The 23,917-nt window shown below is 66.5% G+C and carries 19 protein-coding genes; 14 read left to right on the forward strand and 5 right to left on the reverse strand.

The features are described 5' to 3' along the window. Positions 1 to 16 precede the first annotated feature (16 nt). The 14 genes from E3O39_RS16225 (at position 17) to E3O39_RS16290 (ending at position 17,724) form a co-directional block, all read left to right on the forward strand. Entirely contained in the window at positions 17 to 1,693 is a 1,677-nt protein-coding gene (locus tag E3O39_RS16225) for a DUF885 domain-containing protein (protein WP_134448702.1), read from the forward strand. A 169-nt stretch (positions 1,694 to 1,862) separates the two neighbouring features. Further along, positions 1,863 to 3,320 carry a 30S ribosomal protein S1 gene (rpsA, locus tag E3O39_RS16230; RefSeq protein ID WP_134448701.1) on the forward strand — a complete coding sequence of 486 codons (1,458 nt, stop codon included), beginning with the start codon at positions 1,863 to 1,865 and terminating at the stop codon, positions 3,318 to 3,320. Positions 3,321 to 3,411: 91 nt separating this feature from the next. Then, a complete protein-coding gene (gene coaE / locus E3O39_RS16235) occupies positions 3,412 to 4,050 on the forward strand; it encodes a dephospho-CoA kinase (protein WP_134448700.1) in 639 nt (212 codons plus the stop codon). A gap of 9 nt (positions 4,051 to 4,059) precedes the next feature. Then, positions 4,060 to 6,120: an excinuclease ABC subunit UvrB gene (gene uvrB / locus E3O39_RS16240; protein WP_134448699.1), complete on the forward strand. Its 2,061-nt coding sequence runs from the start codon at positions 4,060 to 4,062 to the stop codon at positions 6,118 to 6,120. A 101-nt stretch (positions 6,121 to 6,221) separates the two neighbouring features. After that, a complete protein-coding gene (gene uvrA, locus E3O39_RS16245; RefSeq protein ID WP_134448698.1) occupies positions 6,222 to 9,089 on the forward strand; it encodes an excinuclease ABC subunit UvrA in 2,868 nt (955 codons plus the stop codon). A 51-nt stretch (positions 9,090 to 9,140) separates the two neighbouring features. Next, entirely contained in the window at positions 9,141 to 11,042 is a 1,902-nt protein-coding gene (gene uvrC / locus E3O39_RS16250; protein WP_134448697.1) for an excinuclease ABC subunit UvrC, read from the forward strand. A 63-nt stretch (positions 11,043 to 11,105) separates the two neighbouring features. After that, the gene (gene rapZ, locus E3O39_RS16255; protein ID WP_134448696.1) at positions 11,106 to 11,978 is read left to right on the forward strand and encodes an RNase adapter RapZ; all 873 of its coding nucleotides are present in this window, start codon (positions 11,106 to 11,108) and stop codon (positions 11,976 to 11,978) included. Between the two features lie 95 nt (positions 11,979 to 12,073). Next, positions 12,074 to 13,054: a DNA-binding protein WhiA gene (whiA, locus tag E3O39_RS16260; RefSeq protein WP_134448754.1), complete on the forward strand. Its 981-nt coding sequence runs from the start codon at positions 12,074 to 12,076 to the stop codon at positions 13,052 to 13,054. Positions 13,055 to 13,155: 101 nt separating this feature from the next. Then, on the forward strand, positions 13,156 to 13,782 hold the full coding sequence (locus E3O39_RS16265; protein WP_134448695.1) for a superoxide dismutase: 627 nt from the start codon (positions 13,156 to 13,158) through the stop codon (positions 13,780 to 13,782). Between the two features lie 93 nt (positions 13,783 to 13,875). Further along, a complete protein-coding gene (gap, locus tag E3O39_RS16270) occupies positions 13,876 to 14,883 on the forward strand; it encodes a type I glyceraldehyde-3-phosphate dehydrogenase (RefSeq protein ID WP_134448694.1) in 1,008 nt (335 codons plus the stop codon). Between the two features lie 12 nt (positions 14,884 to 14,895). Continuing rightward, a complete protein-coding gene (gene pgk, locus E3O39_RS16275; RefSeq protein ID WP_134448693.1) occupies positions 14,896 to 16,110 on the forward strand; it encodes a phosphoglycerate kinase in 1,215 nt (404 codons plus the stop codon). Continuing rightward, on the forward strand, positions 16,101 to 16,895 hold the full coding sequence (tpiA, locus tag E3O39_RS16280; RefSeq protein WP_134448692.1) for a triose-phosphate isomerase: 795 nt from the start codon (positions 16,101 to 16,103) through the stop codon (positions 16,893 to 16,895). The genes pgk and tpiA overlap by 10 nt, the downstream gene beginning before the upstream one ends. Before the next feature lie 129 nt (positions 16,896 to 17,024). Further along, entirely contained in the window at positions 17,025 to 17,276 is a 252-nt protein-coding gene (gene secG / locus E3O39_RS16285; RefSeq protein ID WP_134448691.1) for a preprotein translocase subunit SecG, read from the forward strand. Between the two features lie 79 nt (positions 17,277 to 17,355). After that, entirely contained in the window at positions 17,356 to 17,724 is a 369-nt protein-coding gene (locus E3O39_RS16290) for an RNA polymerase-binding protein RbpA (protein ID WP_134448690.1), read from the forward strand. Between the two features lie 72 nt (positions 17,725 to 17,796). Here E3O39_RS16290 and pgl read toward each other — a convergent pair whose 3' ends face one another. From pgl to tal, 5 genes are all read right to left on the reverse strand, one after another. Beyond that, positions 17,797 to 18,567 carry a 6-phosphogluconolactonase gene (gene pgl / locus E3O39_RS16295; protein WP_134448689.1) on the reverse strand — a complete coding sequence of 257 codons (771 nt, stop codon included), beginning with the start codon at positions 18,565 to 18,567 and terminating at the stop codon, positions 17,797 to 17,799. Next, a complete protein-coding gene (locus tag E3O39_RS16300; RefSeq protein WP_134448688.1) occupies positions 18,564 to 19,529 on the reverse strand; it encodes a glucose-6-phosphate dehydrogenase assembly protein OpcA in 966 nt (321 codons plus the stop codon). Before E3O39_RS16300 ends, pgl begins: the two co-directional genes overlap by 4 nt. Then, positions 19,526 to 21,067 (reverse strand): glucose-6-phosphate dehydrogenase, encoded by a 1,542-nt coding sequence (gene zwf / locus E3O39_RS16305; RefSeq protein WP_134448687.1) that lies wholly within the window; start codon positions 21,065 to 21,067, stop codon positions 19,526 to 19,528. The genes E3O39_RS16300 and zwf overlap by 4 nt, the downstream gene beginning before the upstream one ends. Before the next feature lie 61 nt (positions 21,068 to 21,128). After that, positions 21,129 to 22,733, reverse strand: a complete 1,605-nt coding sequence (locus E3O39_RS16310) for a glucose-6-phosphate isomerase (RefSeq protein WP_134448686.1) — start codon at positions 22,731 to 22,733, stop codon at positions 21,129 to 21,131. Continuing rightward, on the reverse strand, positions 22,730 to 23,869 hold the full coding sequence (gene tal, locus E3O39_RS16315) for a transaldolase (protein WP_134448685.1): 1,140 nt from the start codon (positions 23,867 to 23,869) through the stop codon (positions 22,730 to 22,732). The genes E3O39_RS16310 and tal overlap by 4 nt, the downstream gene beginning before the upstream one ends. Between the last annotated feature and the right edge of the window lie 48 nt (positions 23,870 to 23,917).

The following is a 23,917-nucleotide window of genomic DNA, read 5'->3' on the forward strand; positions in this document are numbered from 1 at the left end:
GATCTAGGCTCGGTCCATGAGCCAAGACACCGTGCGTACGCCCACAGCGATTGATGCGATCGCGGAAGACTGGGTCGACACCCTCGTCGACCTCGATCCCACGATCGGCACCTACATCGGCCGCAGCGTGGGCGCCGACCGGTATGGCGACTACTCCCCGGCGGGCCTGGAACGGCATCGCCTCGCGTCTCTCGCAACGATCAGGCGCCTCGATGCCGCTGTCGTCGTCGACGCGGTCGACGAGGTCACCCGCACGGATCTGCGCAGCGAACTCGCCCTCGGCGTCGAGAGCGCCGATGCGGGCCTGCCGCTTCGGGACCTGAACAATCTCGCCTCGCCCGCGCAGGACATCCGCGCGGCCTTCGACCTGATGCCGACGGAAACCGTCGAGGACTGGCGCACCATCTCCACGCGGCTCGGCGCCGTGCCCGAGGCCGTCGCGGGTTACATCGAGACCCTGCGCCTCGGCATCCGCGAAGGCATCATGCCCGCGAAGCGCCAGGTGCGCGAGGTCGCAGTTCAGGCACGCCGGCACGCGGCGAAGACGGGCTTCTTCGCCACGCTCGCCGCGGAGGCGAGTCCCGTGACGGGCAGCCTGCCCGCGAGTCTCGCGACCGACCTCGGGTCCGGCGCCCGCGCCGCCGCCGCCGCATACTCCGCGCTGGCCGCATTCCTCGGCGACGAGCTCGAACGGTCCGCGCCAGAGGCGGATGCGGTCGGCCGGGAGATCTATGCGCTCCAGTCCCGCCGGTTCCTCGGGGCCGCTGTCGATCTCGACGAAACCTACGAGTGGGGGATCGAGGAACTCGCCAGGATGGTCGCGGAGCAGGAGGGCATCGCCAGGCAGATTCTCCCGGGAGCGAGCGTGCAGGAGGCCATCGCCCACCTCGACGCCGACCAGAGCCGCACCCTGCACGGCACGGCGGCCTTGCAACGCTGGATGCAGGAGACGAGCGACCGCGCCGTCGCCGAACTGTCGGTGAGTCACTTCGACATCCCCCAGGAGATCCGCGCGCTCGAGTGCCTGATCGCCCCGACGCAGGACGGCGGCGTGTACTACACCGGGCCGAGCGACGACTTCTCCAGGCCGGGCCGGATGTGGTGGTCGGTTCCGGCAGGCGTCACCGAGTTCTCCACCTGGCGCGAACTGTCGACCGTCTATCACGAGGGTGTTCCTGGCCACCACCTGCAGATCGGACAGGCGGTGCATAACCGCGGCATCCTGAACACCTGGCGTCGCCAGCTCGCGGGCACGTCAGGGCACGCAGAGGGCTGGGCGCTCTACGCCGAACGCCTGATGAGCGAGCTCGGCTACCTCGACGACCCGGCCGACCGTCTCGGCATGCTCGACGGCCAGCGGATGCGCGCCGCCCGCGTCGTGATCGACATCGGCGTGCACCTCGGCAAGACCCTGCCGGATGGAAGCGGCGTCTGGACGGCCGAGCATGCCTTCGACTTCTTCCGCCGCAATGCCAACGTCGACGAGAGCACGGTGCAGTTCGAAGTCAACCGGTACCTCGGCTGGCCGGGACAGGCGCCCTCGTACAAGATCGGCCAGCGCATCTGGGAGGAACTCCGCGACGCCAGCACGGCCAGGGAGGGTGCGGCGTTCTCGATCAAGGACTTCCACAGGCGAGCCCTCGACCTCGGCGGCGTCGGCCTCGACACCCTCCGCGCGGCGCTGCTGTCCTGACGTCTCTCCGCGTACACGACGTGACAAGCGGATGTTGCCGGTGGCCCCTGCAAACAGCTAAGCTTGACTGTCACGTTTGTGACGAACTATCCGCTGCCATGCGCGGAGTCCACAATCCCCACCCGTTCGCGTATGGCCCGACTTATGTCCATCCTGGAGCAACTACTACATGACAATCGCAACGACCGATAGGGCACCTAAGCAGGTCGCCATCAACGACATTGGATCTGCTGAAGACTTTCTTGCCGCGGTCGAAAAGACTCTGAAATTCTTCAACGACGGAGACCTCATCGAGGGCACCGTTGTGAAGATCGACCGCGACGAGGTCCTCCTCGACGTGGGTTACAAGACCGAGGGCGTCATTCCCTCCCGCGAACTTTCCATCAAGCACGACGTTGACCCTTCCGAGGTTGTCAAGGTCGGCGACCTGGTCGAGGCCCTTGTTCTCCAGAAGGAAGACAAAGAAGGCCGCCTCATCCTCTCGAAGAAGCGCGCCCAGTACGAACGTGCGTGGGGCGACGTCGAGAAGATCAAGGAATCCGATGGCGTTGTCACCGGTTCGGTCATCGAGGTCGTCAAGGGCGGGCTCATCGTCGACATCGGCCTCCGTGGCTTCCTGCCGGCCTCGCTCATCGAGCTTCGCCGCGTTCGCGACCTGACCCCGTACCTGGGCCAGGAGATCGAAGCGAAGATCCTCGAGCTCGACAAGAACCGCAACAACGTTGTGCTGTCCCGTCGTGCCCTGCTCGAGCAGACGCAGTCCGAGAGCCGCACCACGTTCCTCAACAACCTCCAGAAGGGACAGGTCCGCAAGGGCGTCGTCTCCTCGATCGTCAACTTCGGTGCGTTCGTCGACCTCGGTGGCGTTGACGGCCTGGTTCACGTCTCCGAACTCAGCTGGAAGCACATCGAGCACGCCAGCGAGGTCGTCGAGGTTGGCCAGGAAGTCACCGTCGAGATCCTCGAGGTCGACCTCGAGCGCGAGCGCGTGTCGCTGTCGCTCAAGGCCACCCAGGAAGACCCGTGGCAGGTCTTCGCCCGCACCCACGCCATCGGCCAGGTTGCACCGGGCAAGGTCACCAAGCTCGTCCCCTTCGGCGCGTTCGTTCGCGTTGCAGAGGGCATCGAGGGCCTGGTCCACATCAGCGAACTCTCCGGCAAGCACGTCGAGCTCGCCGAGCAGGTCGTTTCGGTCGGCGACGAGGTCTTCGTCAAGGTCATCGACATCGACCTCGAGCGTCGCCGCATCTCGCTGAGCCTCAAGCAGGCCAACGAGGGTGTCGACCCCGAGGGCACCGAGTTCGACCCGGCGCTCTACGGAATGCTCACCGAGTACGACGACCAGGGCAACTACAAGTACCCCGAGGGCTTCGACCCGGAGACCAACGAGTGGCGCGAAGGCTTCGAAAACCAGCGCGAGAAGTGGGAGCAGGACTACGCTGCAGCCCAGGCTCGCTGGGAAGCCCACAAGAAGCAGGTCGCGTCCGCGAACGACGAGATCATCGCCGTCGGCGACGTTCCCTCCGCAGCTGGCAACTCGTTCTCGAGCGAGACGGCCGGAGCCGGAACGCTTGCTGACGACGAGGCACTCGCCGCACTGCGCGAGAAGCTCAGCAGCAACAACTAGCACGCAGCTCCACCGCAACACCAGAACCGGCCGGACCCTTCGGGGCCCGGCCGGTTTTCTGCGCCCTGGCCACATCGGTAGCATTGCCGGGGTGTACCTCATTGGACTGACCGGCGGGATCGCATCCGGCAAGAGCACCGTTGCGAGCGCCCTCACGGAACACGGGGCCGTCGTCATCGATGCGGATCGCCTCGCCCGCGAAGTCGTCGAACCGGGCAGCCCCGTCCTGGCGGCGATCGCGGCGGAGTTCGGCACCGCTCTCGTCGGACCGGACGGTGCGCTGGACCGGCCCAGACTCGGCGCGATCGTCTTCGGCGACCCGGCGGCCCTGGCGAGGCTCAACGCGATCGTGCACCCCGCAGTGCGGTCGCTCACGAACGCACGCATTCGTGCAGCCGGGCTCGCGAATCCCTCGGCGGTGGTCGTCTACGACGTACCCCTTCTGGTCGAGGCGGCCGTCGAGCATCCGTTCGACCTCGTCGTCGTCACCCAGGCGACTCCGGAGACCCGGATGCAACGGATGGTCGACCTGCGCCGGATGAGCCAGGAGGACGCGGCCATGCGCATCCGCGCCCAGGCCGATGATGCCGAACGGCTTGCGATCGCCGACGTCGTGATCGACACCGATGGCACCCTGGAACACACCCTGCGACAGGTCGACGCGCTCTGGGAACGCGTGCGGAGCGCCGGAAACTCTGCCGGCACCGAGAGTGTCGGTGGTCGAATCTAGACTGGAGGGATGGAACCCACGCGATCCGTACATCCCTTTGAGGTCGTGAGCGAATACACGCCGAGCGGCGACCAGCCGACCGCGATCAAAGAACTCGCCGAACGCATCAACGCCGGTGAAACCGACATCGTGCTCCTCGGAGCCACCGGAACCGGCAAGTCCGCGACGACCGCCTGGCTGATCGAACAGGTGCAGCGCCCGACGCTCGTGCTCGCGCACAACAAGACCCTCGCAGCCCAGCTCGTGAACGAGTTCCGCGAGCTGATGCCGAACAACGCCATCGAGTACTTCGTGTCGTACTACGACTACTACCAGCCGGAGGCGTACGTCCCGCAGACGGACACCTTCATCGAGAAGGACTCCTCGATCAACGCCGAGGTCGAGCGGCTCAGGCACTCCACCACGAACTCGCTCCTGAGCCGCCGCGACGTCGTCGTCGTCTCCACCGTGTCCTGCATCTACGGCCTCGGCACACCCGAGGGATACATGGAGGCCATGATCGCCCTCCAGGTGGGCCAGAAGGTCGACCGTGACTGGCTGATCCGCAAGTTCGTTGCGATGCAGTACCAGCGCAACGACGTCGACTTTTCCAGGGGCCACTTCCGGGTGCGCGGCGACACCATCGAGATCATCCCGATGTACGAGGAACTCGCGATCCGGATCGAGATGTTCGGCGATGAGATCGAGGCGCTCTACAGCCTGCACCCGCTCACCGGTGACATCGTCCGCAAGCTCGAATCCGTGTCCGTTTTCCCCGGCTCGCACTACGTCGCGAGCACCGAGACCATGCAGCGGGCCATCGTCACCATCCAGGAAGAACTCGCCGAACGGCTCGGCCAGCTCGAACGGGAAGGCAAACTGCTCGAGGCGCAGCGACTTCGGATGCGCACGACCTTCGACCTCGAGATGATGGAACAGATCGGCTTCTGCTCCGGCATCGAGAACTACTCCCGGCACATCGACCAGCGGTCACCGGGGGAGGCGCCGCACTGTCTCCTCGACTACTTCCCCGACGACTTCCTGATGGTCATCGACGAATCCCATGTCACCGTCCCGCAGATCGGGGCGATGTACGAGGGGGACTCGTCCCGCAAACGCACGCTCGTCGAGCATGGCTTCCGGCTCCCGAGCGCCCTCGACAACCGGCCGCTCAAGTTCAACGAATTCAAGGACAGGGTCGGCCAGACCGTGTACCTGTCCGCCACGCCCGGGAAATACGAGATGGGCATCGCAGACGGCATCGTCGAACAGATCATCCGCCCGACCGGGCTCATCGACCCGCAGATCATCGTCAAGCCGTCCAAGGGACAGATCGACGACCTCCTCGAGGAGATCCACAAGCGCGTCGCACTCAACGAGCGGGTACTCGTCACGACCCTCACCAAGAAGATGGCCGAGGAACTCACGGACTTCCTCACCGAGGCCGGCGTCCGGGTGCGCTACCTGCACTCCGACGTCGACACCCTGCGCCGGGTCGAGCTCCTCACCGAGCTCCGCGCGGGCGTGTACGACGTCCTCGTCGGCATCAATCTCCTCCGGGAGGGCCTCGACCTGCCCGAGGTGTCGCTCGTCGCAATCCTCGACGCCGACAAGGAAGGGTTCCTGCGCTCCGCAACCTCCCTCATCCAGACGATCGGCCGGGCCGCCCGGAACGTCTCCGGCGAGGTGCACATGTACGCCGACCGGCTGACCGCCTCGATGGAACGCGCGATCGACGAGACCGACCGCCGCCGCGAAAAGCAGGTCGCCTACAACACCCTGCACGGCATCGACCCCACTCCGCTCCGCAAACGGATCGCCGACATCACCGACATCCTCGCGCGGGAAGAGGCCGACACCGCCGAGCTCCTCGCCGGTCGCGACGCCCGGCGCAAGGTCGCGGCGACCCCGCTCCGCACCGGCATCGCCGCGAACGGAGCCAACGACCTCGAGTCGATCATCGCCGACCTCAGTGGCCAGATGCTCGAGGCCGCGGGCGAGCTCAAGTTCGAACTCGCTGCCCGGCTCCGGGACGAGGTCTCCGAACTCAAACGCGAACTCCGCCAGATGGAGAAGGCCGGGCACATCTGATCAACAACCGCCCAACGTCGCGGTCGGAATTCGAACGTTTGTTCGCTCAGGGCGTGCGTCCGGGGCGCAGGAGTGTCGGTGGCACTCAATAGACTCGAACGGTGTCAATTTCCAAGGTAACGTCCGGGTCCAAGCTCAGTGTCCGCGGTGCGCGTGTGCACAACCTGCACAACGTCGATTTGGAGATCCCCAGGGATTCCCTGGTCGTCTTCACGGGACTGTCCGGTTCGGGCAAGTCCTCACTCGCGTTCGACACCATCTTCGCGGAGGGGCAACGCCGCTACGTCGAGTCGCTCTCCGCGTACGCACGCCAGTTCCTCGGCCAGGTCGACCGGCCGGACGTCGACTTCATTGAGGGGCTCAGCCCCGCCGTCTCGATCGACCAGAAGTCGACCAACCGCAACCCGCGGTCGACTGTCGGCACGATCACCGAGGTCTACGACTACATGCGCCTGCTCTGGGCGCGCATCGGAGTGCCGCACTGCGCCGTCTGCGGCGAGGTCATCCAGGCCCAGACCGTTCAGCAGATCGCCGACCAGCTCATGGAACTTCCGCAGGGCACCCGGTACCAGATCCTGAGCCCGGTCGTCTCCCAGAAGAAGGGCGAGTTCGTCGACCTGTTCAAGGAGCTCGCCGCCGGCGGCTACTCCCGCGCCATGGTCGACGGCACCCAGATCCAGCTCAGCGAACCGCCGACGCTCAAGAAGCAGCTCAAGCACGACATCTCCGTGGTCGTCGACCGCCTCGTCGCGGCGCCGGAACTCCTCAGCCGCCTGACCGACTCCCTCGAGACCGCGCTCAAACTCACCGACGGCATCGTCCAGATCAACTACGTCGACGGGGAGGGTGACGCGGCGTGGCAGAGCTACTCCGAGAAGCTCTCCTGCCCGAACAACCACCCCGTGCAGCTCACCGAGATCGAACCGCGCACCTTCTCCTTCAACGCGCCCTTCGGCGCCTGCCCCGAGTGCTCCGGCCTCGGCACGCGAATGTCCGTCGACCAGGATCTCCTTCTCGGCGACCCTGAGCTCAGCATCGCGGAGGGCGTCGTGCTGCCCTGGACCACCCAGGGCAAGGGACTCTTCCAGTACTACGAGAAGCTGCTCGACGGCCTCGCGCACGACCTCGACTTCTCACTCGACACCCCCTGGGGCGAACTCACGCCCGACGTGCAGAATGCCGTGCTCCGCGGCGACAACTTCGAGGTCCGCGTGAAGTGGAAGAACCGCTACGGCCGTGAGATGAGCTACACCTCCGGCTTCGAAGGCGTCGTGCCGTACATCGAACGCCAGTACCTGCAGGCGGAGTCCGACACCCAGCGGGCCCGCTGGGGCGAGTACCTCCGCGAGATCGACTGCCCGGTCTGCTCGGGCACCCGGCTCAAGCCCGAGGTCCTCGCCGTGCTGATCCACGGCTCCAGCATCGCGGATGTCTGCAACCTGAGCCTCGCGGACGCCCGGTCGTTCATGGACCTGCTCGAACTGACCGACCGTGAGGCCATGATCGCGGCCCAGGTCCTCCGCGAGATCAAGGCGCGGCTGGACTTCCTGATCCGGGTCGGCCTCAACTACCTGAACCTGGCCCGCGCAGCCGCGAGCCTCTCCGGCGGAGAGGCCCAGCGCATCCGTCTGGCCACGCAGATCGGCTCCGGGTTGACCGGGGTGCTCTACGTGCTCGACGAGCCGAGCATCGGCCTGCACCAGCGGGACAACCGGCGACTCATCGAGACCCTCGTCGCCCTCCGCGACCTCGGCAACACCCTCATCGTCGTCGAACACGACGAGGACACCATCAAGATGGCCGACTGGATCGTCGACATCGGTCCCGGCGCCGGCGTGAACGGCGGCCACGTCGTGCACTCCGGCTCCTACGCGAGCCTCCTGGAGAACCGGGAGTCGCTCACGGGAGACTACCTCGCCGGCCGCAAGTCGATAGAGACGCCTGAGACGCGCAGGCCGATCGACCCTGACCGCCAGATCAACGTGATCGGGGCGGAGGCGAACAACCTCAAGAAGGTCTCCGTGACGTTCCCGCTCGGCACCTTCACCGCCGTCACCGGCGTGAGCGGCTCCGGAAAGTCCTCCCTCGTCAACGACATCCTCTACCGGGTGCTCGCCAACCGGCTGAACGGCGCCCGCAAGCTCCCCGGCAAGCACACCAGGGTCACCGGGCTCGAGCAGCTGGACAAGGTCATCCACGTCGACCAGGCCCCGATCGGCCGCACCCCTCGGTCCAACCCGGCGACGTACACGGGCGTGTTCGACAAGATCCGCACCCTCTTCTCGGAGACGATCGAGGCGAAGGCGCGGGGCTACCTGCCCGGCCGGTTCAGCTTCAACGTCAAGGGCGGCCGCTGCGAAGCCTGCTCCGGCGACGGCACGATCAAGATCGAGATGAACTTCCTGCCCGACGTCTATGTCGCGTGCGAGGTCTGCGGGGGAGCGCGGTACAACCGCGACACCCTCACCGTTCACTACAAGGGCAAGAACATCGCCGAGGTCCTCGACATGCCGATCAGCGAGGCTGCGGAATTCTTCGAGCCGATCTCGGCGATCCACCGCTTCCTGAAGACCCTCGTCGAGGTCGGACTCGGCTATGTGCGCCTCGGCCAGAGCGCCACGACGCTCTCCGGAGGTGAGGCGCAGCGCGTCAAGCTCGCCACCGAACTCCAGCGTCGCTCGAACGGCCGCAGCGTCTACGTGCTCGACGAACCCACGACCGGGCTGCACTTCGAAGACGTGCGCAAGCTCCTGCTGGTGCTCAACAGTCTCGTCGACAAGGGCAACACCGTGATCGTGATCGAGCACAACCTCGACGTGATCAAATCGGCCGACTGGGTGATCGACCTCGGGCCGGAGGGCGGGTCCGGCGGCGGGCGCGTGCTCGCGACCGGAACACCGGAGCACATCGCGACCGTCAAGAAGAGCCACACGGGCACCTTCCTCAAAGAGATCCTGGCGGCGCGCTAAAATTCTGTTCGGCCGGTTTCTGTCCGGCGCGGGGAAGTACCAGGAGAGTTCATGTCGGACGCGTTGAGCTATCGGCCGAAGGCGGGGGAGATCCCCACGGTCCCTGGCGTGTACCGCTTTCGCGACGAGACCGGGCGGGTGCTCTACGTCGGCAAGGCCAAGAACCTGCGCGCCCGCCTCAGCAACTACTTCGCGCCGCTCAGCAGCCTGCACGAGCGCACCCGGCGCATGGTCACGACGGCCGCGTCCGTCGAGTGGACCACAGTCGGAACCGAGGTCGAGGCCCTCCAGCTCGAATGGACCTGGATCAACGAGTTCGACCCGCCGTTCAACGTGCAGTTCAAGGACGACAAGTCCTACCCGTACCTCGCCGTGACCCTCGCAGACGAGGCGCCGCGCGCCCTCGTCACCCGCACCACCGGCATCCGCGGCGCGCGTTATTTCGGCCCGTACCCCAAGGTCTGGGCCGTTCACGAGACGATCGACCTGATGCTCAAGGCCTTCCCGATCCGCACCTGCAACAACGCCAACTACAAACGCGCCATGCAATCGGGGAAACCGTGTTTCGCCGGCCAGATCGGCCGCTGCTTCGGCCCGTGCTCCCAGAAGGTCTCGATCGAGGAGCACCGCGTCATCGTCGACGAATTCGTGAGTTTCATGGCGAGCCAGGACCGCACCATGATCAACCGACTGACCAACGAGATGAAGGCCGCTGCCCTCGGCCAGCAGTACGAGCTCGCGGCCAAACGGCGGGACCAGGTCAAGGCGCTCACGAACGTGCTCGAGAAGAGTGCGGTCGTGCTGCGTGACAACGTCGACATCGACCTGTTCGCCGTCGAGGAGGACGAGCTCGCTGCGGCTGTGCAGCTGTTCATCGTGCGCGGCGGCCGGATCCGCGGTGTCCGCGGCTGGGTCGTCGACAAGGAGCTGGACCTGACAACAGGGGAGCTGATCGATTCCCTGCTGCAGACCGCATACTCCAGGGACGCCGTGCCGCCGCGGGAGGTCGTCGTCCCGTTGCTTCCTGACGACTCCGCAGCGCTCGAAGAATGGCTCGGCGGCATCGCCGGGCGCAAGGTGCACCTCGTGGCCGCCCAGCGCGGCGAGAAGGCCGCTCTGCTCGCGACGGCCACCCAGAACGCACGGCAGGCACTGATGCTCTACAAGACCCGCCGCAGCTCCGACTTCGTCGCACGCTCCAAGGCGCTCGAGGACATCCAGGAGGCGCTCGGTATGGACTCGGCGCCGCTCCGAATGGAGTGTTATGACGTCTCGCACCTGAGCGGCACGAACATCGTCGCCTCGATGGTGGTCTTCGAAGACGGGCTTCCACGCACGGACGAATACCGGCGCTTCAGCATCCCGGAGTCCACAGACGACACCGACTCGATCTACCGCACCCTGACCAGGCGCCTCGCCTACCTCGTGCCAGACGACGGCCCTGCAACGGATGCCGGCACGGAGCCCGCACCGGATCCCGCGGGTGCGTCGCCGGACTCGCCGGCCAGACGCAAGAAGTTCCGGTACCAGCCGAACCTCCTGATCGTCGACGGCGGCCAGCCGCAGGTCGCTGCGGCGGCCAGGGCGCTTCGCGAATCCGGGGTCACCGGCATCCAGCTGTGCGGCATCGCCAAGCGCCTCGAGGAGATCTGGCTGCCGGACTCGGACTATCCCGTCATCCTGCCGCGCAACAGCGACGCACTCTTCCTCATCCAGCGGATCCGGGACGAGGCCCACCGCTTCGCGATCACCCACCAGCGCGCCCGCCGCAAACGCGACATCGCAACGGTCCTCGGCGAGATCGCCGGCCTCGGCCCGGCACGGGTCAAAGTGCTGTTGCAGCATTTCGGATCCGTCGCCCGGCTCAAAGAGGCCCCCATCGAGGCAATCGCGGAGGTCCGCGGCATCGGACCAGGCCTCGCGGCGACGATCCACCAGCACTTTCGCGCCTGAAACCGATCTCGGTCGGTAGGCTGGACTGACAGGCCCACCACCGACAGAAGGCGCACCCCCAGGATGACGGAGAACGACAAGCAGGAAATGCTTATCGTCACGGGAATGTCCGGGGCCGGGCGTTCGACAGTGGCCAACGCCCTCGAAGACCTCGGCTGGTACGTCGTCGACAACCTTCCGCCGCAAATGCTGCGCCCGCTCGTCGAACTCGCCGGCAAGGCGGGCACGAGCCTGCCCAAGATCGCCGCCGTCGTGGACATCCGCGGCCGTGACTTCTTCGCGGACTTCCAGGAGATCGTGCAGTCCCTCCGCAACGGCTCCCAGTTGCGCGTGATCTTTCTCGAGGCCAGGGACGACGTCCTCGTGCGGCGTTTCGAGTCCGTGCGCCGTCCGCATCCGCTGCAGGGCGACGGCACCATCCTCGATGGCATCGACGCCGAACGCACCCGGTTGCGCGCCGTCCGTGAATCGTGCGACATGGTCATCGACACGTCCGACCTCAACATCCACCAGCTCGCGACGACCATCAGCGAACGCTTCGCGGCCGAAGATGCCGCAGGCGTGCACGTCACGGTCATGAGTTTCGGCTTCAAGTACGGTCTTCCCACGGATGTCGACATGGTTGCCGATGTCCGTTTCCTGCCGAATCCGTTCTGGGTGCCCGAACTCCGCTCCCACACCGGACAGGACCCCGAAGTGCGGGACTACGTGCTGGCCCAGGAAGGCGCCCTGGACTTCATCGAGCACTACTCCCTGGCGCTCGCACCGGTGCTGGCGGGCTACCAGCGCGAGAACAAACGCCACGCCACCATCGCCATCGGCTGTACGGGCGGCAAGCATCGCTCGGTGGCGATGGCCCGCGAAATCGCTCGCCGGATCGGCGATCTGCCCGGAGTCGCGATAAGCCTCAAGAATCGCGACCTCGGCCGGGAGTAAGACCCCGCCCGGTGCGCCGCCCCGCGGGCTGCGCCGGGCCACACAGACCACAGACCGACCCATTTTGGGGTCAGTACGACAGAATGGACAAACGATTGGCACTCACGGCCGACGTCAAAGATGAACTTGCACGGGTTGACGTGTCGAAGACCACGGTGCGGGCGGCGGAGCTCGCGACGATCCTGCGATTCTCCGGCGGCCTGCACATGATCAACAGCCGGATCGCGATCGAATCCGAGCTCGACACCGCACTCCTCGCCCGCCGGGTGCGGAAGGACCTCGCCGAACTCTACGGCGTCCGCAGCGAAGTCTCCGTGATTTCGGCATCCGGCCTGCGCCGCACCAGCCACTTCCTGGTGCGCGTGCTCGATGGGGGAGAAACCCTGGCCAGACAGACCGGCCTGCTCGACGCCCGGCGACGCCCCATCCGAGGTCTGCCGAACCGGCTGACCACGGGGTCCAAGGAAGAGATCGCCGCCGTCTGGCGCGGTGCGTTCCTCGCGAACGGCTCCCTCACCGATCCCGGTCGCTCGGCGGCCCTCGAAGTGACCTGCCCGGGCAACGAGGCCGCGATGGCCCTCGTCGGTACGGCCGGTCGACTCGGCGTCGTCGCCAAGGCCCGTGAGGTGCGGGGCGTGCACCGGGTCGTGATCCGCGACGGCGACGCCATCGGCGCCATGCTCGTGCACATGGGTGCGGCGGAGACCGTGCTCAACTGGGAAGCGCTCCGACAGCGCCGTGAGGTGCGCGCAACGGCCAACCGCCTCGTCAATTTCGACGACGCCAACCTCCGCCGCAGCGCGCAGGCCGCCGTTGCGGCGTGCGCCCGCGTGCAGCGCGCGATGGAAATCCTCGGCAGCGATATTCCGGAACACCTCCGTTACGCAGGCGAGTTGCGCCTCTCGTTCCGCGACTCCAGCCTCGACGAACTGGGCCACCACGCCGATCCGCCCATGACGAAGGACGCCGTCGCCGGACGCATCCGCCGCTTGCTCGCCATGGCGGACAAAAAGGCCGTCGACCTCGGGATCCCCGGAACCGATGCGAACCTTCCGGCTGACCTCGACGATGTTTGAGGCCCCCTCGTCAGCGGGGCACCCTGACCTGAGTAGACTTGAAACGTCGCTTACACACTCGTGGCGGAGTACTTCGCGCCAACTCGACAGAGGAGATATGAATGGCTGAATACACTTTGCCCGCTCTCGCCTATGACTACTCGGCGCTCGCGCCGAGCATCAGCGGCACCATCATGGAACTTCACCACAGCAAGCACCACCAGGCCTACGTGACCGGCGCGAACACCGCCCTCGCGCAGCTTGCGGAAGCTCGCGACTCCGGCCACCTGGCCAACGTCAACAAGCTTGAAAAAGACCTCGCCTTCAACCTCGGCGGTCACGTCAACCACTCCATCTTCTGGACCAACCTCTCCCCGGACGGCGGCGACAAGCCCACAGGCGAGCTTGCGAGCGCCATCGAGGACTTCTTCGGTTCCTTCGACAAGTTCCAGGCGCACTTCACGGCGGCAGCCCTCGGTGTGCAGGGATCCGGCTGGGCGGTGCTCGCCTGGGATTCGATCGGGCAGCGCCTGATCATCCAGCAGTTCTTCGACCAGCAGTCGAACTTCGCAGCCGGCACGATTCCGGTACTCATGCTCGACGTCTGGGAGCACGCGTACTACCTCGACTACCGCAACGTGCGTGCGGACTACGTGAAGGCATTCTGGAACATCGTCAACTGGGCGAACGTCCAGGACCGATTCACGATCGCTCGCGAAAAGACCAACGGGCTTCTGCTGCTCTCATAGCGCAGCCGTAGGACGGGCCCCGTGAGGGGCCCGTCCCCCGTGTATTTCACCCACAAGAAACCGCGCTTCGGCGCACAAGATTAGGAGACATTCGTGTCTGTAAAGATCGGTATTAATGGCTTTGGCCGCATTGGCCGCAATTATCTTCGCGCCGCCCTGGCGCAGGGCAGCGACATCGAGATCGTCGCCGTCAACGACCTGACCGACACGAAGACGTTGGCCCACCTTCTTAAATATGACTCCATCACCGGACGCCTGAACGCCACCGTTTCCGTCGAGGGCGACTCCATCCTCGTCAACGGCAAGCCGATTAAGGTTCTCGCCGAGCGCGACCCGGCCAACCTTCCCTGGGGCGCCCTGGGCGTCGACATCGTCATCGAGTCCACCGGCCGCTTCACCAAGGCGGAGGATGCGCGCAAGCACATCACCGCAGGCGCCAAGAAGGTCATCGTTTCCGCTCCCGCCTCAGGCGACGCAGCGACGATCGTCATGGGTGTCAACGAGCAGGACTACGACCCGGCCAAGTTCGACATCATCTCCAACGCGTCCTGCACCACGAACTGCCTCGCGCCCTTGGCCAAGGTCTTCAACGACAACTTCGGCATCAAGTCCGGCCTGATGACGACGATCCACGCGTACACCGCCGACCAGAACCTCCAGGACGGCCCGCACTCCGACCTGCGTCGCGCCCGCGCCGCAGCCATCAACATCATCCCGACCTCGACCGGTGCGGCCAAGGCCCTCGGCATCGTCCTCCCCGAGCTCAAGGGCAAGCTTGACGGCTTCGCACTGCGCGTTCCGGTTCCCACCGGTTCCATCACCGACCTCACCGTCATCGCGGAGCGCCCCGTCACGATCGAAGCGATCAAGGCTGCCTACAAGGCTGCTGCGGAGTCCGGTCCCCTCAAGGGCATCCTGATGTACACGGAAGACGAGATCGTCTCCAGCGACATCGTGACGGACCCGCACTCCTCGATCTTCGACGCCGGCCTGCTGCGCGTCATCGGCGACCAGGTCAAGCTGTCGTCCTGGTACGACAACGAGTGGGGCTACTCCAACCGCATGGTTGACCTCACCGCGCTCGTCGCCAAGAGCCTGTAGCAGGGGCCCGCAGTGACGCTTCGTACAATCGAATCGCTGGGGCTGCTCACCGGAAAACGCGTCATCGTCCGCTGTGACCTGAACGTGCCGTTGAAAGACGGCGAGATCACGGACGATGGTCGCGTTCGCGCGTCCCTCCCGACCATCAAGGCGCTGCTCGAACAGGGCGCCCGCGTGGTCATCGTCTCCCACCTCGGACGGCCGAAGGGTGCACCGGAAGAGAAGTACAGCCTCGCGCCCGTCGCAGTGCGCCTTGCGCAACTGCTCGGACACGACGTCGCCTTCGCGACCGACACCGTCGGTGACGCCGCCAAGGCCGCCGTCGGCGCGCTGTCCAACGGCGACGTCGTCGTGCTCGAAAACCTCCGGTTCAACCCGGGGGAGACGAGCAAGGTCGACGCAGAGCGGGTCGCCTTCGCGACCGAGCTCGCCGCCCTCGGCGACGTCCTCGTGTCCGACGGCTTCGGCGTCGTTCACCGCAAGCAGGCAAGCGTGTACGACCTGGCAGCAATCCTGCCGAGCGCTGCCGGCCTGCTGATCGCTGCCGAGCTCGACGTGCTCGACCGTCTCACCGAAAAGCCGGAGGCGCCGTACACGGTCGTCCTCGGCGGCTCGAAGGTCTCGGACAAGCTCGGCGTGATCGGTCACCTCCTGCCGCGGGTCAACTCGCTGCTGATCGGTGGCGGAATGCTCTTCACCTTCCTCGCAGCTCAGGGCCACAAGGTGGGCGCAAGCCTGCTCGAGGCCGACCAGATCGAAACCGTTCGCGGTTACCTGGTCGAGGCCGAGCGCCTGGGCGTGAAGATCGTCCTGCCGACGGATGTCGTCGTCGCCTCCAAATTCGGAGCTGACGCCGAGCACGTGGTCACCGCTGCCGACTCGATCGAGGACACCGCATTCGGTGCCACCGGTCTGGGCCTCGACATCGGACCGGACACGGCGGCGGCATTCGCCGCGATCATCCGCGCATCGAAGACGGTGTTCTGGAACGGCCCCATGGGCGTGTTCGAGCTCGCACCGTTTGCTGAGGGCACCCGTGTGGTGGCCGCCGCACTCACAGAGGTTGACGGTCTCAGCGTCGTCGGAGGTGGCGATTCCGCCGCCGCCGTGCGCACGCTCGGATTCACGGACGACCAGTTCGGTCACATTTCTACCGGTGGCGGCGCGAGCCTTGAGTTCCTCGAAGGCAAGCGTCTCCCAGGACTGGAGGTCCTCGGATGGCAGTAAACACTCAGCGCACCCCGCTGATTGCAGGCAATTGGAAGATGAACCTGGATCACCTCCAGGCCATCGCGTTCGTGCAGAAGCTCGCCTGGAACCTCAAGGACGCCAAGCACGACTTCGCGGCCGTCGAGGTTGCGGTGTTCCCGCCGTTCACCGACCTTCGCTCCGTGCAGACGCTCGTGTCAGCCGACAAGCTGCCCGTCGTCTTCGGCGCGCAGGACGTCTCGGCGCACGATTCCGGCGCCTTCACGGGTGAGATCTCCGGCGCGTTCCTCGCTCAGCTCGAGTGCACGTACGTGCTCATCGGGCACTCCGAGCGTCGCACGCTGCACGGTGAGAACGACGAGGAGGTGGCCGCGAAGGTCACCGCCGCCGTCAAGCACGGACTCGTTCCGATCATCTGCGTCGGCGAGACCGCCGCGGACCTGGAACTGCACGGTCCGAGCGCCGTCCCTGTCGCCCAGCTGCGCACCGCACTGTCCGGCATCGACAGCGCGGCCGACATCGTAGTGGCATACGAGCCCGTGTGGGCCATCGGCTCCGGCCAGGCGGCAACGCCTGAGCAGGCCGAACAGGTCGCAGCCCAGCTGCGCCTGGTCCTCAGCGAGACCCTCGGACAGGATGTGGCCGACAAGACCCGCATCCTCTACGGCGGTTCCGTGAAGGGCGTCAACATCGCGGGCTACATGCGCGAACCCAACGTCGACGGAGCGCTCGTCGGCGGGGCAAGCCTGGATATCGACGAGTTCTCGAGCATCGTCCGATTCCAGAAGCACGTGGGCGTCTAGCCCGAAGTTCCACCTGATATCACCGCTCCAGCCCGCCACCCCGACCAGGGGAGGCGGGCTGGTTCGTCAGTCAGGCTATGATGATCACTGATCCCGGTGGAGAAACTCCACCATTCTGAAAGGTTTCGCGTGCAGATTCTCCAGGTCGTGTTGCAGGTTGTCCTCGGACTGACGAGCCTCCTGCTCACCATGCTCATCCTCCTGCACAAGGGCCGTGGTGGTGGCCTCTCCGATATGTTCGGTGGCGGCGTCACCTCGAACCTCGGCGCCTCCGGCGTTGCGGAACGAAACCTCAATCGCATCACCGTGATCCTCGCCGTCCTCTGGATCGCGTGCATCGTCGTCCTGGGCCTCATCACCAAGTTCGACACGGCACTGTAACTCCCTCACACCCCCTTCGCTTTTCCCACACCCGTGGCCGTGCGGCCACAAGCACAATCGCCTTTCATGGAGGAACACAATGGCATCTGGTGGCAGCGCAATTCGTGGATCCAGGGTCGGAGCCGGCCCCATGGGGGAGCAGGACCGCGGTTTCCAGGCGGACCGGATCCGCGTCTCCTACTGGGACGCTCTCGGCAACGAGACCGTCCGCTTCTTCGCGGCGAACCTGCCCGATGATGAAATCCCCGAGACGATCGACTGCCCGTCCTCTGGGCTTCCGGCCGGCCGCGACAAGGAGAACCCGCCGTCCGTCGTGAAGCTCGAACCGTACAAGACGCACCTCGCCTACGTGAAGGAGCGCCGCACGGAAGAGGAAGCGGACTCCCTTCTCGAGGAAGCCCTGCTGCAGCTGCGCATTCGCCGCGGCAAGCTCTCCGCCACCAACTAGCTCCGGTCCTTTCGTCCATCGGACACGAAAAAGCCCCGACCTCGGTCGGGGCTTTTTCGTGCGCGAACGGTGTCAGAACGACGACGCGGTCAGGTTCTCCGGTACCTCTGCGGCCGCTTCCCGGTCCACGAAGAAGTTCGTGTAGCGGCGCCCCTTGATGCCCGCAACAGGAACCTCGTCCCTGCTGGCACCGGCGAGTGCGAGCCCGAGGGCGGATGCCTTGTCCGGCCCTGCGAGGACCAGCCAGATGCAGCGCGACGAGTTCAGGGCAGGGCGGCTCAGGGTGAGCCGTTCGGCCGGGGGCTTGGGGGAGTTGCGCACCGTGAGCACGCTCGCGGTGTCCTCGCGGATTCCCGGGAGGTGCGGGAACAGCGAGGCGATGTGCCCGTCCGGGCCGACGCCGAGGAAGGTGATATCGAAGCGCGGCAGCACGGTTCCGTCGTTCGAGGCTGCCTCGAGCTCCTCCGCATAGGCCGCTCCGGCCGCGTCGAGGTCGAGCGGTCCGTCGGAGGACGCAAACGGGTGGATGTTCTCCGCGGGGATGTCGAGGTGGTCGAGGAGTGCGGTACGGGCCTGGAGTTCGTTGCGTTCCGGGTCGGCGTACGGCAACCAGCGTTCGTCGCCCCACCAGAAGTTCACGTGCTCCCAGTCGACGGTGTCCCTGGCCGCGGAAGCGTTGACAGCGTCGAGCACCTCTGTCGCGACGCTTCCCCCGGTGAGGACGACATGGATGTCGCCCTCCTCGTGGAGGAGGTCGACCGCGGTGGTGATGAATCGTGCCGCGACCGATGCGGCGAGGGCCGCCCGGTCTGCATGCACTAGTACGCGTCGTTCGTGTGTCACGGTCGTCCTCCGGTTTTGTCTGCAACCGCGTCCAGGTTCGGCAGTCCGCGGGTGATCACTTCACCATACAACTCGTCGGGATCGAGCCGGCGAAGCTCGTCGCTGAGGCAATCCCGGAGGCTGCGGCGCTTGAGGGTGAGGTCCTGCACGGGCTGGCCGGGCTGGGTGAGGGTTGCGATGCCCGGCAGTTCACGCTCGAGCGAGATCACACCGGATGCCCGGGTGAAGTGCACGCCGTGGATTCCGCTCGCTTTGGCCCCACCGGTGAACTCGTAGTCGACGTCCACGGCGAGCTGGAGCTGCAGCCAGGCGGCGAGCAGCGTCGTCGAGGGGGAGTCGGCCGCGCCGGAGACCTGGACGGCTGTGACGGCTTCGTACGGCGGCTGGTCGAGAACGGCGGCGAGCTGTGCCCGCCAGAGCGTGAGCCGCGTCCAGGCGAAGTCGGTGTCGCCGGGGCGGTACGAGGAGCACAGCCGGTGCAGGGCGGCCTGCGGGTCCGGCTGGGCGGAGGAATCCGTGATCCGCCGGTAGGCGAGGCGCCCGAGCGGAGAGTCCGCCGGGATGACGGGGGCGACGCCCGGCCACCACGTCACGACGGGGGCATCGGGCAGCAGGAGGCCTGTGACCAGGCTCTCCGGGTCGCTCGCGGCTTCGCCGTACGCGCGCAGCACGATGACTTCGCTCGCCCCGGCGTCTCCGCCGACGCGGATCTCCGCGTCGACCTTCGCGTCGACGGGGGTCTCCGATTCGGTTTCTTCCTGGGTGGAGACGACGATGACGCGCATCGGATGTTCACGGGATGCGTCGTTTGCGGCCTCGATGGCCTCCTCCTCGCGTCCCATGGTCGACGCGATGATCAGGGTCAGCACCCGGCCGAGGGCGACGGCGCCGCCCTCTTCCCGGATGCGGACGAGGGCCTTCGAGATCTTCGAGGTGTTCGTGTCTGGCAGATCGACGATCATGGGCGCCTCCATTGACGGCCGTCCCTGGCCAAGAGCTCGTCCGCGGACGAGGGGCCCCAGGTTCCGGGGCGGTACTGTTCGGGCTGGCCCTGCTCGGACCAGAACTTCTCGACCGGGTCGAGGATCTTCCACGAGAGTTCGACCTCTTCGTGACGGGGGAACAACGGCGGGTCGCCGAGGAGCACGTCGAGGATCAACCGTTCGTACGCCTCCGGGCTCGCCTCGGTGAAGGCATGGCCATAGCCGAAGTCCATCGTGACGTCGCGCACCTGCATGCCGACGCCGGGGACCTTGGAGCCGAAGCGGATCGTGACGCCCTCGTCGGGCTGCACCCGGATCACGAGTGCATTGGATCCGAGGGCAGCCGTGTTCTCCTTGGCGAACAGATGCTGGGGGGCGCGCTTGAACACGACAGCGATCTCGGTCACCCTGCGGCCGAGGCGCTTGCCTGCCCGCAGATAGAACGGCACGCCGGACCAGCGGCGCGTCTCGATGGTGAGGCGCAGCGCCGCGTAGGTTTCCGTGAGCGACTCCGGGTCCATTCCGTCCTCTTCGAGGAATCCGAGAACCTTCTCACCGCCCTGCCAACCGCCGGCGTACTGGCCGCGGGCGGTTCCGGTCGCGAGGTTGTCCGGGAGTCGGACGGATGCGAGGACCTTCTCCTTCTCGGTGCGCAGGTCGGCCGCGTCGAAGGAGATGGGCTCCTCCATCGCCGTGAGGGCGAGGAGCTGCAGGAGGTGGTTCTGGATCACGTCCCTGGCGGCACCGATTCCGTCGTAGTAGCCCGCGCGTCCTCCGACGCCGATGTCCTCGGCCATCGTGATCTGCACATGGTCGACGTTGTTCGAGTTCCAGATCGGTTCGTAGAGCTGGTTCGCGAAGCGCAGCGCGAGAATGTTCTGCACCGTCTCCTTGCCCAGATAGTGGTCGATCCGGAACACGGAGTCGGGCGGGAACACGGATTCGACGACGTCGTTGAGCTCACGGGCGGTCTTCAGGTCGCTGCCGAAGGGCTTTTCGATCACGACACGACGCCACTGGCCGTCCTTCTGTTCGGCGAGGCCGGACCGGCGCAACTGGCCGACGACCTGCGGGAACGCCTTCGGCGGGATCGACAGGTAGAACGCATGGTTGCCCATCGTGCCCCGCTCGCGGTCGAGCTCGGCGATGGTGTCCTTGAGCCGTTCGAAGGAGTCGTCGTCGTCGAAGGTGCCCTGCACGAAGCGGATGCCCTCGGAGAGCTGGGCCCAGACATCCTCGTTGAACTCGGTGCGGGCATACTGCTTGACCGAGTCGTGGACCACTTGGGAGAAGTCCTCGTCGTCCCAGTCGCGCCTCGCGAAGCCGACGAGGGCGAATCCGGGCGGAAGGAGTCCGCGGTTGGCGAGGTCGTAGACCGCGGGCATGAGTTTCTTCCGGGACAGGTCGCCGGTTACGCCGAAGATCACGAGGCTCGAGGGCCCCGCGATGCGATTCAGACGGTAATCAGAGGACGACCGCAGCGGATTGAACTCCGGGGTGATTTCCACCGGGGACATGCAACTCCTTTTCTGTGGCAACGAGGCCCGCCGGAGCAGGCCCCGCTGCAGGGGACGACTTCTACTTGAGGGCGCCGAACAGGGCGGCGATATTCGCCGCGGGGTCGGTGAGAGTGAGGGTGAGCACCGGACGGCCGTGCTGAGCGAGAACACTCGCGTCGCCGCTGGCCTGCGCCTGAATGAGTTCGCCGAAGGTGAACGGACGATCCGGAATCGACAGGTCCTCCTGTGCGGTCGCGAGGATCTGCAGGAACACACCGGATGGCTGACCGCCCTTGTGGAGCTGGCCGGTCGAGTGCAGGAACCGGGGGCCCCAGCCGAATGTGACGGGACGTTTCGAGAGCTTCGCGACCAGGTCACGGATGCCGGCGAGCTGTGGCAGCTCGAGGCGGTTCACGTAGGCCTGGACGGAGACGTACCCGTCGGGGCCGAGCTCCTCGAGGAGCGCGTCGATCGCTGAGGCGAGGTCGCTCGCCGCGCCGATGACGTGTGCGGTGCCGCGCACCTCGATGCCGTCGGAGATGAACGCCGCGGGCGCCGGCTCGGGTCGGCCGTCGAGCAGCGCGCGGGTGGCGACCTTGGCTGCCTCCACGTCCGGTTGGTCGAAGGGGTTGATCCCGAGCAGCCGTCCAGCGACCACGGTGGCGTATTCCCAGACCAGGAATTGTGCGCCGAGGGTGCCGCTCACGCGGATCTCATCGGTGCCGTCCGCGGGAAAGATCGTGGTGCCCGCGTCCTCGACGAGGCGCAGGACCTGCAGGTCCGGGAGGTTCTCGGTGAGTTCGGGGGCGCCGAGCTCGAGGACAACGGGGAGGATTCCGGTGCCGATCTTGCCGGTCGACTCCGCGATGAGCTGTTCCGCCCAGTCAGGGAACCCGACGATGTGGGTGCCGTCTGCGACGAGCGCGAGCTTGTCACGCCGTGGCTCCGTCGCAGCGATCGCGGCGCCGAGGATGAGCCCGGGGTTTTCCGGGCTGTCGACCGCGAGCGCGAGCGAAACGGCCTCCGCCTCGTCGAGCAGCTCACCGATGTCGACGCCGGCGAGTCCCGATGGAACCAGCCCGAACGCGGTGAGCACGGAGAAACGTCCTCCCACGGTCGGGTCCGCGTTGAAGACGCGGTAACCGGCCGCCCGAGCGGAGGTGTCGAGCGGCGAACCGGGGTCGGTCACGACGACGATGCGGCCGATGGGGTCGATGCCGGCTTCCCGGAAGGCGCGTTCGAACACGCGACACTGGCTGTCGGTCTCCGCGGTCGACCCGGACTTCGAGGAGACGACCAGCGCCGTCTCCGCGAGGTGGTCGTCGAGGGCCGCGAGTACCTGGCCGGGGTCGGTCGAGTCGAGCACGGTCAACGCGACGCCGGCCGTGCGGGTGATGACCTCCGGTGCGAGCGAGGAACCGCCCATGCCGGCGAGCGCGATCCGGGTGACACCGGCCGAGGCCAGGGTCGCCCGGAGAGCGAGGATCTCCGGGACGAGCGGGCGTGAAACGGCAACGGACTCGGTCCAGCCGAGACGCTTGGCCGCCTCGGACTCGGCCTCAGGGCCCCACAGTGCGGGGTCGAGGGCCGTGATCCCCGAGGCGACCAGGTCGGACACCAGGGTGGGAACGGTTCGGCGTGCCGCATCGGCCGCCGCCCCGGTCACCGCGATGCGGAAACTCACAGGGCCGACGGGGCTTCCGCGTTGTTCTTGGCTGCGTCCAGGGCAACCGTCACGGTGTCGAGGAGTTCATTCCAGGAAATGATGAACTTCGCAACGCCCTCGGACTCGAGGACCTGCGTGACGTCGACGTAGGAAACGCCTTCGTTCGCAAGGGCGTCGAGGACAGCGTTCGCCTCGTCGTATGCGCCCGTGATCGAGTCCGCCGGGATGACCCCGTGGTCGAAGGTCGCGTCGAGGGTCTTCTCCGGCATGGTGTTGACGACCTCGGGCGCGACGAGGTTCGTCACGTAGAGGGTGTCGGGGAGCGCTGCATCCTTGACGCCCGTCGACGCCCAGAGCGGACGCTGCTTGTTGGCGCCGGCCGCGAGGAGGCCGAGGGCGCGCTCGGTGGAGAAGGCCTGCTGGAAGACCTCGTATGCGAGCTGCGCGTTCGCGACGCCGGCCTTGCTCTTGAGGGCGATCGCCGTCTCGGTGCCGATGGCCTCGAGGCGCTGGTTGATCTCGGTGTCGACGCGGGAGACGAAGAAGGACGCGACGGAGTGGATCGTGCTCAGGTCGATCCCGGCGGCCTTGGCCTTTTCGAGGCCGGACAGGTACGCGTTGATGACCTCGCGGTGACGCTGCAGGCTGAAGATCAGGGTGACGTTCACGCTGATGCCGAGGGCGATCGTCGCGGTGATGGCCTCGAGGCCCTCGATGGTCGCGGGGATCTTGATCATGGCGTTGGGGCGGTTGACCTTGGCCCACAGCTCCTGGGCCTGGGCGACGGTTCCGGCGGCGTCGTGGGCGAGGCCGGGCTCGACCTCGATCGAGACGCGGCCGTCGACACCGTTGGTGCGGTCGTAGACGGGACGGAAGATGTCGCTCGCTGCGGTGACGTCGTCGGTCGTGATCTCGAAGACGGCTTCCTGCACGGTCGCGCCGGACGCGGCGAGGGCGGCGACCTGGTCGACGTAGGCTTCGCCCTTGCTGAGCGCGCCGGCGAAGATGGTCGGGTTCGTCGTGACGCCGACGACGTTCCTGGTGTCGATGAGGTCCTGCAGCCCGCCGGAGGCGATGCGCTGGCGGGAGAGGTCGTCGAGCCAGATGCTGACGCCGGCGGCGGAGAGCTCGGCGGTGGGGGTGGTATCGGTCATGGGGACAATCTCCTTGTGATACATGGTGTGTGACGTGTGCGGGAGTCG

It is taken from the genome of Cryobacterium sp. MDB2-A-1 (assembly GCF_004402675.1).
GTDB classification, from domain to species: domain Bacteria; phylum Actinomycetota; class Actinomycetes; order Actinomycetales; family Microbacteriaceae; genus Cryobacterium; species Cryobacterium glucosi.